General features: G+C 65.7%; 9 protein-coding genes. 6 read left to right on the top strand and 3 right to left on the bottom strand.

Annotated elements, in window-relative coordinates; all coding sequences use genetic code 11:
- Window positions 1–72: 72 nt before the first annotated feature.
- From ACLQ3K_RS04370 to ACLQ3K_RS04390, 5 genes are all read left to right on the top strand, one after another.
- Window positions 73–375: a WXG100 family type VII secretion target gene (locus ACLQ3K_RS04370; protein ID WP_425997312.1), complete on the top strand. Its 303-nt coding sequence runs from the start codon at window positions 73–75 to the stop codon at window positions 373–375.
- Between the two features lie 90 nt (window positions 376–465).
- Window positions 466–1041, top strand: a complete 576-nt coding sequence (locus ACLQ3K_RS04375; RefSeq protein ID WP_425997314.1) for a hypothetical protein — start codon at window positions 466–468, stop codon at window positions 1039–1041.
- 59 nt (window positions 1042–1100) lie between these two features.
- Window positions 1101–5123, top strand: coding sequence for a hypothetical protein (locus tag ACLQ3K_RS04380; protein ID WP_425997316.1), 4023 nt, complete (start codon window positions 1101–1103; stop codon window positions 5121–5123).
- A 71-nt stretch (window positions 5124–5194) separates the two neighbouring features.
- Window positions 5195–6004, top strand: a complete 810-nt coding sequence (locus tag ACLQ3K_RS04385; protein ID WP_425997318.1) for a hypothetical protein — start codon at window positions 5195–5197, stop codon at window positions 6002–6004.
- Between the two features lie 519 nt (window positions 6005–6523).
- On the top strand, window positions 6524–7162 hold the full coding sequence (locus ACLQ3K_RS04390) for a GAD-like domain-containing protein (RefSeq protein WP_425997320.1): 639 nt from the start codon (window positions 6524–6526) through the stop codon (window positions 7160–7162).
- 458 nt (window positions 7163–7620) lie between these two features.
- Here ACLQ3K_RS04390 and ACLQ3K_RS04395 read toward each other — a convergent pair whose 3' ends face one another.
- Complete coding sequence (locus ACLQ3K_RS04395; RefSeq protein WP_068740525.1) at window positions 7621–8316, bottom strand: DUF6474 family protein; 696 nt, start codon at window positions 8314–8316, stop codon at window positions 7621–7623.
- A gap of 96 nt (window positions 8317–8412) precedes the next feature.
- Between ACLQ3K_RS04395 and ACLQ3K_RS04400 the strand changes: the two genes are divergently transcribed.
- Window positions 8413–9960 carry a TM0106 family RecB-like putative nuclease gene (locus ACLQ3K_RS04400; RefSeq protein WP_425997323.1) on the top strand — a complete coding sequence of 516 codons (1548 nt, stop codon included), beginning with the start codon at window positions 8413–8415 and terminating at the stop codon, window positions 9958–9960.
- Here ACLQ3K_RS04400 and ACLQ3K_RS04405 read toward each other — a convergent pair.
- Window positions 9957–10898, bottom strand: a complete 942-nt coding sequence (locus tag ACLQ3K_RS04405; RefSeq protein WP_425997325.1) for an ABC transporter substrate-binding protein — start codon at window positions 10896–10898, stop codon at window positions 9957–9959. The two genes, ACLQ3K_RS04400 and ACLQ3K_RS04405, sit on opposite strands and share 4 nt — an antisense overlap.
- An 81-nt stretch (window positions 10899–10979) precedes the next feature.
- A complete protein-coding gene (locus ACLQ3K_RS04410) occupies window positions 10980–12026 on the bottom strand; it encodes a hypothetical protein (protein ID WP_425997327.1) in 1047 nt (348 codons plus the stop codon).
- Window positions 12027–12183: the final 157 nt, after the last annotated feature.

Here is a 12183-nt window from a genome sequence, read left to right on the forward strand (position 1 = left end):
GCTTTTCGAGCCCGACTTTTGATCTGCAGCCACGGACTTCCGTGAGCTGCGTCTGAGCCTTCCTATGAGGAGATGATCATGTCTGAGATGTATGCGTACGACGAGGGTGGCGCGGAGACGGCCGGTGATGATCTGGCGTCGATTGTCGCGGCGTTGGAGGCGAACCTGGAGCAGTTGCAGGGGTACGTGGCGTCGGTGGAGTCGCAGTGGAACGCGGATGAGCAGGTGCTTTACCGCGATGTGCAGACCAAGTGGAACAACGCGGCGGCGTCGGTGAGCGAGATCCTGGGTCAGATGAAGACCGCGCTCGGCACGAACACCGAGCAGGTTCGTGACATGCGGTCGCAGGTGCGTTCTGCGCTGTCGCGCAACTGACTGTGCTCACGAGCTCGTCATAGTCCTGAAGGCCGCGCTGTGCCTGCGCGGCCGCGTCCTGTCGTTGTCTATCGAAGGGTCACTGAGCTGATGTCCTCCATTTTCACCCTTGCCAAGCGGCTGTCGGTAGCGGCGCTGACTAGTATCGCGATCGCTGGTGCTGTCGTCGCGCCCGCCGAAGCTGCACCGATCACGAACGGCTGCCGCGCCGCGACCCAGCCAGCGATCGTGCTGGGCAAAGCAGGACATCTCCAGGTCGAAATCCCCGCAGCGCCCGGCTGGCATGACATTGGCCTACCCAAGGACGCACGAGCCACCGACCTAGGACAACTACGCGATGCAGCCGGACAGGATCGCCTCAACGCGTCCGCGGGCGTCCTCAAGCCTTCGATCACAACCTCAGCGCAGTTGGCCGACGCATCCTTGGCCGGCGTGCAGATCCTGTCCCGGCGAACGGTGAAGGGGCCGTGCGGGCTCCCCACCGAAGCAGTCACCTTCCAGGTCGCGGGCGGCGCGAACCAGCCTCCTCTCTACCGAATCGCTTGGTACACCGCCATGCGCTACAACTCGACGACGGCGGGGGTCGATGTCAGTGTCGGCAGCTATGACCGGAACCGTCTGCCGCAGTTGGAGAACGAGCTTCTTCGCGGCTACGGCCTGATCTAACCGGACCACTATCCAACCCTCCGTCAGTTCCGACGCCCCAAGCCTAGGAAGGCACCCGCATGAGTCTCGACATCACTCCTGGCGACGGCATCGTCGGGGAGCTTGAGCTGCTCGGTGACCTGATCGTCGGCGGGTTCCCGGAGGCCGTGTTCACGCTGCCGGGGGTGAGCGTCGACGAGGTCCTCGATCACGCCCGTCTGTATCTGGGGTTCGCGGAGGCGGCGGAGTCGGCGCATGCGCGGGTTCGTGGGCTCGAGGTACCCGAGTTCGTCGGTGTGGAGGGCGAATTCTTCCGCGGCCGAGTCCCCGGCGAGTTGGCGATGCAACTCGGCGCGGCGGTGGAGTCGTACTCCCGAGTCGGTTCGGGGATCAAGGAACTCGCTCGCGAACTCGATGCCTCCCAAGCAGCTTTGAAGCCCCTCGAAGCGCGGGCGCGGGCGGTGTTCGAGCACATGCAGAAGGTGTGGATCAAGGTCAACGTTCCGTTCACCGAATACTCGGGGTTGCGCAGCGAGTGGGATGAGCTGGTCCGCGCTGCGGGTGTGGTGCATGAGCGGGTCGCGGTGGCCGGGCAGCAGGCGGCCGCGGCGATCAACGCGGGCACAGAGGCGATGGTGCCGGTCAACGACTACTTCTCCACGCTGCCTGGCGGAGCGGTGGCGGGTGGTGTTGTGGCGCAGGGTGTGCGGTCGACTGCCTCGCGTGCGGCCTCCGCTGCCGGCGGTGTGACCGGTGCTCCGGGGCGCGCCGCGAAGGTGACCGCCGACGGGCTGGGTGTCGTAGCCGGCTCGGCCGTCTCGGTTCCGCAGCAGATCACCGCCCGCGGCCAGCAACTGGCAGCGCAGGTGACCCCGGACGGGATCAAGGTCGGCGACCAGCTTCTTATCGATCCGACGAGCGAGCAGGCACAGAAGCTTGTGCGGGACGGTCATGCGACGAACATCCTCGGACTCGACCCCACTGGTGTTCCGACAGCGATGATGATGCTCGCTTCCCCGAACACCCTGCTGCGGGAGCAGCCGCGCAAGAAGGCGGCCGGGCGTAGATGGTCGGGTGAGGATTCGAAGGCGCAGTCGATCGCGGAGAGTGCGGTCGGTCAGGTGGTCTCGGTTCCGGGCAGGTTCGTCGGCGGCGCCGTCGACCGGTTCGGCAACACCATCGCCGGCAATGCCGCTCTGATCGGTGTCGGTGGTGACCCCGTGCGCGCGTGGACGGGGCTGCTGTCGAACGTCACCAGCCCCGTCGCAGGTGCCGGTCGTGCTGTGGCGTCGGCTACCCCTGAGCAGATTCTCGCTGATCCTGTGGCCGCAGCCGGCTCAGCGGCCACCCACGCGCCCGCCGCGGTGCCCTTCGTCGGCTGGGCCTACGGGCTGGTGGAATGGGCGACCAAGCCCGGCGAACTCGCCCGCGAAGGCGCGAAGGAAACACTCACCTCCGCCCTGGATGCGCTCACCCTCAAGAACCTCGAAGCAGGCCAGGTAGTCGCCAACACCGGCGAAGTGCACGTCACCACCTCCGACGTGGACGTCCACGCCGACAACGGCGGATACGTCACCTTCACCCTGCCTGATCTGGAGGGTGGGGAGCCGAAGGCGTGGTACATCATGGCGACCCCCGATTCACCGGGAAATTTCACCACTGATGTTGCGACTGGTCCTGGTGAGGAACTGGTGGAGCGAGCGGATGGTTCTGTTGTGGTGGTCAACACCCGCACGGGTGAGGATGTTCGCCTGGTTAAGACGCCATGGGCGAAGGACGCGTTGGGGCGGGATCAGCCGACCTGGTACAGCGTCGAGAAGATTGATGATCAGACTTCGACGATCACCCAGCATATTCAGCCGAACAAAGGTGCGTTGTATCCGCTGATTGCGGATGCTCCGAAGGTGGTGGAGTGCCGTGTTGATGGGACGTTGGTCTACGACGACGGTTCGACGCGGAAGATGGAGCCGCCGCAGCAGACGAAGAACACCGTTCAAGCGCAGCAGACCGCTGATGCATTCGCGCCGACATCGGGCCCAGGTGTTCAGGTCGGACCGTATACGCCGGGTAATTCTCCCGCCGAGCAGAATCAGAAGATCCGCTCTGAGACCTTGGGGACGCTGAACACGATCAACCCGGCAGGAACGGCGCCTGTGGGGCAGCAGCCCACATGGAACCCCACCGTGACAGGTGGGACGGGAAGCCAAGCTGCCGTTGAGGCGCAGCGTATTACGCAGCAGCGTAACCAGGTCCAGTACGAGGCGAACCTACGCGCGGCTGCAGAAGCGGAGGCAAAGGCGCGGGAGGCCCGCGAGCAACGCGATACCAGCAGCAGCCTGGACGCGACGCAGAATGCGCTCACGAGAACGGCAACGGGCCCACAGACAGATGATGCACCTGCTTCGACCGGATCAGCGACACAGGCTCTGGCAGAGTTGAGCGCAGCGAAGCTCTCGCAAACCCTCGCCGCGTCGCCGACCAACTCTATGGGGCCGCACCTGCCCGATCCTGCCGCGACTACCGCAACGCCAACAACATTCATAGGTCCTGCAACGGGTGTGCCCTTCAAACCGGAACCGAAACCGTTCGTCGCACCGATCACTAAAGTGGTGCCCTTTGTTGCTGGTGTTGGAACGGGAACTGTCGATGCAGTCGAAGGTACCGTGCAAGCGATTGCACACCCGATTGATACGGCAAAGGCGATGGCGCCGCTGGTCGGGCTCGGTGACGATGGAATTGCAGTCAGGGACGCATGGAAGCAAGTCGCACGTGCGATGGTCGCCGCCGACGACTTCGAACGAGGCGACAGCGCCTACGCCAGCGGCAAAGTCGTCGCCAACGTCCTCACCGCCATCGTCGGGACCAAAGGCACTACAGCTCTGAGCAAAGCAGGCAAAGCGGCAGCCGTTAGTGAGTTCAATCGCCTCGTCGACCTCGGCGCGACTGCACCGAAGCCCGAAGCATGGGCGCAGGCAATTCAACAAGCGCAAGCGCGGGTGACCGCAGCCGAACAATCGCTGCAAGTCACGAAGGAAGCCGCGAAATCGGCAGGTAAGAACACCCCCGCCGCCGTTGCCGCCGCCGCAGCAGGGACAGCCACCCACGAGACGACCAAGCCACCGACCCCCGCTGCACGGGTAGAAGCCCCCGCTATGCCGAAACCTGACAAACCAGCTTTCGCCACCACCCCAGGAGTCGACCGCCGAACCGCCGAAGCGGCAGCCGCCACCGTGGAGAAGATCGCCATCGAAGCCGACAGGGCTGGATCACGCGTTCCGACAAGCGATACCGACATCACCAAGACCGTCGAGGTTCCGACATCAGGTGACAAGCCGTTCAACGCGACACCCGCATCCGAGAAGGCAGGCGCGGACGCGGCGAAGAGTGTTACGGGACCGCGCGGCGGGCCCGGACCCGAAACTCCCAAGGTTGAATCACCTGCGCCGAAACCCGACACCAACGGAACTCGATCCGTCGGCGGATTCGAAGGTCGTCCCCACCAGAAGCCGCTCATCAACGACCCCACCACCCTGCCACGGCACCCCGAAGACATAGGGCAATGGGGCAAAGCGGGCGAAGGGATCACCAACAAGAACACAGGCGGAAAACGCTTCTGGGCGATGTTTCAAGAATGGACCAGCAGAGTCCCGGCCGAATACGCATTCAAAGTGGATGGCGTACCTGAAAAGATCGCCAATAAAGGTGTCGTCAAATTCGACGTTGCAGGATACTCGGGCAAGCAGCGAATCTATGGCGATGCCAAGATGGGATATGCGGAAGCGCTTGAAGGTGCGCTCAAGTCTGTTGCGAAGAATCCGAACGTCAAATCCTTGCCTCCGCAGGTCAAGAGCTTGATCGAAAGTGTTGCGAAGCAGGTAGAAACACTGCAGTCCAAGGGCGTCCAATTCGGGGTTGGAACGGATAATCGCTATGCCGTCGTCTTTAACCGAACGGACACACCGGCCCTGGCGAGAAGGATACTTGGTGTGCGTTCAGGTATTCCGTCAGAGATACTTCGGAAGATTGATTTCGTGTCACTGGACGACTTCAAGAGGAGATTCCCCGAGTTCACCCCGATTCGCCCTGAAAATTTCGGGCAGTAGTGTTAGGGTAGGATGATTCTCGGACCATGTACCCGATTTGTGACGGCTTCTAGGTTGAATCAGGAGGACAGATGAGGGTCCGTATTGAAGTTAAGGGTGCGCCAGGAAATTTCTATGCAGGTGTGCGTCAGATTTCCTCGTTCCTCACAGTCCTTTCCTCGGTTGGTTGGATCCGGCCCTGGGAGCTGAACGGCGATTCCGGCGATCATCCACTATGCGGCGTGGATGAAGAAGGGGTGGCAGCGGCGCTAGCCCTGGAGGATGACAAAGATTACCGAGGGAACTGGAATTTCTACTCCGTGCCCGAGGGCTATGGTTTCACGGCATGGACAGGGATAGTCAGCAAACAGCGTTCGGATCGAGATGGCAACGCTCCCATATGGGACGAAGACGCTACCTCGCGCTTTGAGGTCGCCATCTCCCAGCTCGCCGATGGATCGGTTCCGCCCGAGCAGCAGAAGATAGCGTCTCATCTTACCTTGATTGCATCGCTGTCGCGGGCAGCCGAAATAGTCAGCATAAAAGCGGGCTTTGTGGATTTCGCTATAGGTGAATATTGGTTTGAACTTGATGAGCGTATCCAGGCTGTTGACTTGGCGGCCAATCAGCAAATAGTAAACGTTGATGCAGTACAGGTCGACTGGCTGTTTTCTGTTGCCGATGCGCCGTTCGACGAGGCGAAGATACCGTCGTCTGCGACAGTTTTCATTGAGCCTGGTAGCGGGTTGAAATGCATTCGCCTGTGCGAGAACCCAGAGGACGTGACTGTAGAGATGATTGACGACACGCGAGCGGCTTTCGGGTTCCCAAGGTTGCGACAGATTGTGGATGTGAGCACGGTGCCGGACGACTACGACGGTCCGTACATTCTACCTGAGTAGCGCCATCGCCGTCGGCAGCGGCAACGGTTCAAGGCCAATCCGATAAACCACTGGCCCAAGTGTGGACAGGATCAGAATTTCGATTTCCAGGGGTACCTTCGTTCCGTCTTCCCTGGCCGGCTGACCTCGATAGAGGGCGAGTCATGATAGCCAAAGAGGATGGGCAGCCTGGTGACTGGTGGCTGGCCTTCGATGGCGGAGTTGGCTCCCCGGTAGTGATTGTAGAAGTGTAGACGCAGGATACAGTCCCGCCGAAGCTGAAATCTCTCAAAGAAGTTTGCGAGCGAATTCTTCCGCGGCCAGGACATGACTCACGATCCCGATATCAATATTGCGGGCGCGGACGTCCTGGTGAACTACCGCGACCGTGGCGTGAATCGTTCCCTAGGAATTTTTCAAAGCATGAACGGGCGGCACTCGAGGCCTGGTGGATAACGCAGGATCCAGACTCTGTCATCAATGTTAGGTTCACGCCAGAAACAGGCCCCACCCAAGACGCCCCGAAAGAGCCCTAGGACTATGACCGACGACGACTTCGAGTACTTTCTGACCAAGCTTCCGTGCACTCAGGAGGGGCCTGCGTGCACGGAAGATCACCTCAAGGCCTACCGCGACGAGATCCCTAACGCCCTGCTCTCCTACTGGAAGGAATTTGGATTCTCGGGGTTCGGCGGCGGAATTGTGTGGCTCACAGATCCGCTCGAATGGGGGCGAACAACTGAGACGCTCACCGCCGAGCTAAGCCACCCCGAACTGGGTGAGGGCGCCACCTATATTCCGTACGCACGGTCCGCATTCGGCGAGGTCTATTTCTGGACTCCCGGGTTCGGTCGCTCTCTCAGTATTGACCCTGTCTACCGACTAGCATTCTTCACAAAGCCGGGACGCGCGGGCGCGACGGACAGGTCGATCCAGTCGTTCTTTGGATCATCGGATCGAGATGAATTCGACTTGAAATGGAATGACATCCCACTGTTTGAATCAGTGCTGGAACGTTGCGGACCATTGACGTATGACCTCATGTATGGGTTCGTACCGGCGGTGGCGCTTGGCGGTGCGGCCAGTACGGAGACGGCTGCCCCGTTCGACATTCATGTTCACCTGGAGTTGCTCAAGGAACTCGCCGGGGAGTGGCAGACGAGCTACGTCAACTTCTGACGCCCGCGCGGGCGCCCGCTGGTGCTGCCGAATCTTTGTCGAGTCGTTTCTGGCACTTCTACCCGGCAGGGCCCCGACCAGCGCAAGTCGAGTCGCACAAACCTGTCTCAGAGCTTGAGCGGTCTCCGAAACTTGCCGTGGAGCAGCGCCGGCACGCGCAGCTGCTCAAGGCTGGCGGGAAGGACTAGACGAGATCGCCGCGTCGCAGGCGAAGGTCTACCGGGCACTGAGCCGTCCCAGATTTCATGCCGCTCCTATGCGGGGATCGGCTGTCGCTTGCTTCACCGGCTCCAGTGGCAAAACACCACATCAACAGCGTGAAGTCTGAGGCATAGAGGGCGGGACGGCGGCCCGTCGGCGATGGTACCGGAAGCTCCGGGACCCATCGTGAGCACACGGGCTCATCGACTCGCCGGGTCTCCGCGCGGCGGCGCTGAATCGCCGCGCGGAGCGCAGGACTACGAGCTGACGCCGAGGCGATTGAGCAGGTCGGCGTCGATGCCGTCCAGCTCGCGGGCGATGGCCTGGTGCGCCGGGCGGCGGCGCGCGGGCGGCATCGACTCGGACGCGGTGATGGCAGTGCCCAGGTCGTCGAGGCGCTGCGCCACGGCGGCGGTGAAGGACTTGGTCTCCGCATCGGGGTGCGTGGCCGCCAGCTGGTCCAGCGAGCGACGGGCCGCCGCGACGCGGGCCGAGAGGCCGCCGCCGTAGCCGGCGAACGCCGCGACCTCGTCGACGGGCACGCCGAGGCGCGAGGCCTTGGCCGCATCGAGCTGGTTCCGGCCGGCCTGCGCCGCGCGGTAGGCGATCGGCACCACGACCGGTGCGAGCAGGCGCGCGGTCGAGATGTAGCGCTTGAGCCGCGCCTCGGAGAGGAGCTTGCCGTCGACGGCCGCGCGGGCCTGGGTCTCGGCGATCTTCAGGTTCGCCGCATCGGCCTTGCCCTGCGCCTTCGCTACGATCTTCGAGCGCTGCAGGTCGGCCTTCAGCGCCTTGCGCTCGCTCTTCGACGCGTTCTTCACGACGCGCTTGGCGTCACGGTCCGCGTTCTTGGCGGCGAGCTTCGCCTCGAGGCGCCCCTTGGACTTGAGCGCCTTGGCCTGCGCGCGGCGCTCCGCGCGGGAGGACTTCGTCTTCTTGCCGAACAAACCCATCAGTGCACGTCCTTGTAGGTCAGTACTGCCGTCCGGTACAGCATTGCACAGCGCGGCTCCGCGGGTTGTCGGTGCCGCCCGCCATACTGCTAAGCAGTGGACATCGACCAGGGCATCAAGACGACTCCGGTGAGCGCGCGCTCGCTCACCGGTTGTCGGCACCGTCTGGCGCTCGAGGCCCGCGCCCCGCAGGGCGAGCCCGACCCGGGCATGGCGTTGCGAGTCGAGGCGGCCGCCGTCTTCCGCGCGTCCGTCCGCGACCGGCTGCCCGGGCTCACCGTCATCGAGCCGGGGGAGGGCGCGGTGCGCCGCACCCTCGCCGCGATGGAAGCCGGTGCCGACCGGATCTGGAACGCCGTGCTGCCGTCCGCGCACGACCGCCGCGGTCACAGCGAGCTCCTCGTCCGCCTCGCCGACGGCTACATCCCCGTCATCGTCGTCAACCACAAGACCTGCGACCCCGGCGCCGGCGCGGTCACGTCGCCGCTGGACCGCTGGGAGCCCCGCGAGGACGAGACGGTCCGCTCCCGCCAGCACCGCGGCGACCAGATGCGCCTCGCGCACCTCACCCGGATGCTGCAGGACGCGGGCTTCGCGTCGCGAACCCTGCTCGGCGGGAGCATTGGGGTCGACGGTGCGCGCATCGTCGTCCAGGAGGTCGGGCCGCTCCTCTCCGCCTACGACGAGCGGTTCGCGGACCGTCGGGCCGTGCTGGCCGGCACCGTGGAGACCGAGCCCGTGCGGGTGGCCGAATGCCGACGGTGCCCGTGGTGGCCGCAGTGCGCGCAGACCCTGACGCTCGCGCGGGACGTGAGCCTGGTGGCCGACGGGCGGTCGGCGCCCGGGCTGCGCGAGGCGGGCATCGGCACCGTCGACCAGCTGGCCGAGTACGCGGGGCCCCAGCCCGAGGACGTGCCCGTGCCCATCGCCGACCTGCGGGCCATGGCCCGCGCGTGGCGGGACGGGCAGGTGCTCGTGCGGCGGCAGCCCGAGGTGAAGGTGCGCCGGGCCGACGTCGAGGTCGACGTCGACATGGAGAGCTACCAGGAGTACGGCGCCTACCTGTGGGGGACGTGGCTGCGGCGCGACGGCGTCGACCTCGGCTACCGGCCCTTCGTCACCTGGGACCCCGTGCCCACGCGCGACGAGGCCCGTTCGTTCGCCGAGTTCTGGGCCTTCCTCATGGACCGTCGCGCGGAGGCGCACGCCGCGGGCAAGACCTTCGCCGCGTACTGCTACTCGCAGAACGCCGAGAACAAGTGGCTGCTGGCCTCCGCGGACCGGTTCGCGGGCGAGCCGGGCGTGCCCGTGCGGCGGGCCGTGGAGGAATTCATCGCCTCGCCCGAGTGGGTCGACATGTTCGACGCCGTCGGCGACGCCTTCCTCTCCCTCGAGGGCCGAGGCCTGAAGAAGGTGGCGCCCGTCGCCGGATTCCATTGGCGCGATGCGGAGGCCGGCGGCGAGGCGTCGATGCTCTGGTACCGCGTGGGCGTCGGGATCGACGCCGGCTTCGCCGACGAGGACCGGGCCGTCCAGCGGCAGCGGATCCTCGACTACAACGAGGACGACGTGAAGGCCACCGCGGCGCTCCGCGCGTTCATGTCGAGCGAGAAGGTGCTCGCGCTGCCGGTGGTGGGCAGCTAGGGCCTGCCGGCCATGAACTTCTGCATGTCGGCGAGGACGCGCTCCGCGGCGACGGTGGAGGCGTTGAGGAACCAGGGGTCGACGTCGACCTCGAAGGCGCGCCCGCGCTCGACGACCGGCAGCTTCTTCCACAACGCCGCCTCCGTCATGTCGCGCGAGGCCTTCGGGAACGAGTAGAACAGCCAGTCGGCGTCGAGCATCCCCACCTCCTCCGGCGACAGCGCGCGGCTCGCGACGTCGGAGAAGCGTTGGGCTGCAGGGCGGGTCAGGCCGGCGTCCGTGCCGACGATGCTCGCCAGGGCCAGCGTCCCGAAGTACAGGTACTGATCGCCGCGCGCCCGGACCAGCGAGACGGTCGCGGCGTCGCGGCGCGACTGCGCCCACGCGCGGGCGCGGCCCTCGTAGTCGGCGAGCAGCTTCTCGCCGGCCTGCTCGCGCTTCAGCGCCTCGGCGACGGTCGTCAGGTCGGTCTTGAACGCCTCCGAGCCGCCCGCGGTGAGCACGGTGGGGGCCATCTTCGCCAGCTGCGCGTTGAGGGACTTGTCGGCCCGCTTGTTCGACAGGATCAGGTCGGGCTTGAGTGCGGCGATCTTCTCCGGGTCCGGCGTCATCCGCTCGCCGACGATCCGGATCGCGTCGAGGTCGTACTTCGCGCCGAAGGCGTCGCGGATGAACTGGGGGATCCCGGTGCTGTTGCTCGCCTCCGGGGCGACCACCGCGAGGCCGACCGGCACCGTCCCCAGCGCGAGGCAATGATCCAGGTGACCGGTGGAGAGCGCCACGACGCGCTTCGGGCCGTCGTCGCCCGTCTGCGCGGACGTGCCGTCGGTGCCGCACGCGGACAGCGCGGCCGCGGCGCCCAGGCCGCCTGCGCCGAGGAGCAGCGATCGTCGGCTGAGGGGGCGGCGCAGCGGGGAGCGAGGACTCGGGGAGGTCATCGCTTTAGGTTAGGCTAAGGATAGTTGGCGCGACGCGCGGCCCCGCCAACCAGCAAGGCGCTCGGGAACTGCTCGGGAGGGCTAGGCCTGGGCCTGGCGCAGGTGCGCGCGGCGCAGGGCGTCGGCGAAGCTGCCGCTGCCCAGGAGCGCGATGCCGCCGAGGATGGCGATCATCGCGGGGGAGAGCTGTCGCGCCGTCTCCGCCGCGACCGGCGCCACGCGCTGCGCGGAGGTGTACGCCGCCGCGAACACGGTGCTGTTGCCGTTGCTGCCGGAGCTCTGCTCCGCCGGCGTGCGGTCGGTGTTCGACGGTGCCGGGGCCGCGGGAGCCGCCGGCTTCGGGGTGGCGGGCTTCGGCGGTGCGGGAGCGGGGGCCGGGAGCACCGGGCCCGCCACGACGATCGGCGGGACGATGACGGGCGCCACGACGACGGGGGCCGCGGGCGCTACTGCCGCAGGACGCGCCGCCGGAACGCTGGGGGCCTGCGCGGTGCCGCCATCACTGCCGTCGTTGACCGAGGACGTCGACTCGGGGAGCGGATTGCCGGTGCGGACGCCGCTGCCGCTGGAGATCGAGGCGCCGCCGGAGCCGGTCGAGTTGGTGGAGCCGGCGGACGAGCTCGACGACGAGCCCGAATCGGAGCCGCCCGCGCTGGGGATCGTGGGCGGGGTCGCGGTGCCGGTCGAGCCGCCGCTGCTCGAGCCGCCACCGCCGAAGATGCCGCCGATGATGCCGATCAGGCCGCCGCCGTGGCCGTGGCCCTTGTCCTTGTCCTTGTCGTTCTCATCCTCGGACCCATTGGTGCCGGGGTCGGGCTTCGAAGTCGGTTCCGTCGCTCCGTCGGCGGGGTCGCTCTTCCCCGGCTTGCTCGCGCCCCCGTTCGAGGACTCGTCGCCGAAGCGGGCAGTGACGCCGGAGGAGGATGGCTTGTCGTCATCGGAGTTGCTCGAACTGCTGCTGCTCGACGAATCGGAGTCGGTGCTCTGCGACGTGGAGGTGTCCGAACCGGTGCTGGAATCGGAGGTGTCGGGGTCCGCCCAGGCGGGCGCGGACGCGATGGCGCCGACGGCGAGAGCGGTGATGCCGATGGCGCGAAGTCGACGCGGGAGATGGGTCGGACGCGACACAACACACCCCTTCCGCTCTTCATGCACAGGCGTAGGTAACAATACAGTATCCGCCCATGCGGACGATAGTCGATCACGAAGCGGTCGTGTCTCATGATGAAGTGCGCTATAGTGTGATCGAGGCTTGTGGACTCGCAACATAATGTGTTCCGCGGGT

This window comes from Tsukamurella sp. DT100, assembly GCF_049844855.1.
Taxonomy (GTDB): domain Bacteria; phylum Actinomycetota; class Actinomycetes; order Mycobacteriales; family Mycobacteriaceae; genus Tsukamurella.

Bases quoted from the DNA above. Each gene is read 5' to 3' on its own strand.
- ACLQ3K_RS04370 (WP_425997312.1), top strand. From the start codon at position 73: ATGATCATGTCTGAGATGTATGCGTACGACGAGGGTGGCGCGGAGACG.
- ACLQ3K_RS04375 (WP_425997314.1), top strand. From the start codon at position 466: ATGTCCTCCATTTTCACCCTTGCCAAGCGGCTGTCGGTAGCGGCGCTG.
- ACLQ3K_RS04380 (WP_425997316.1), top strand. From the start codon at position 1,101: ATGAGTCTCGACATCACTCCTGGCGACGGCATCGTCGGGGAGCTTGAG.
- ACLQ3K_RS04385 (WP_425997318.1), top strand. From the start codon at position 5,195: ATGAGGGTCCGTATTGAAGTTAAGGGTGCGCCAGGAAATTTCTATGCA.
- ACLQ3K_RS04390 (WP_425997320.1), top strand. From the start codon at position 6,524: ATGACCGACGACGACTTCGAGTACTTTCTGACCAAGCTTCCGTGCACT.
- ACLQ3K_RS04395 (WP_068740525.1), bottom strand. From the start codon at position 8,316: ATGGGTTTGTTCGGCAAGAAGACGAAGTCCTCCCGCGCGGAGCGCCGC.
- ACLQ3K_RS04405 (WP_425997325.1), bottom strand. From the start codon at position 10,898: ATGACCTCCCCGAGTCCTCGCTCCCCGCTGCGCCGCCCCCTCAGCCGA.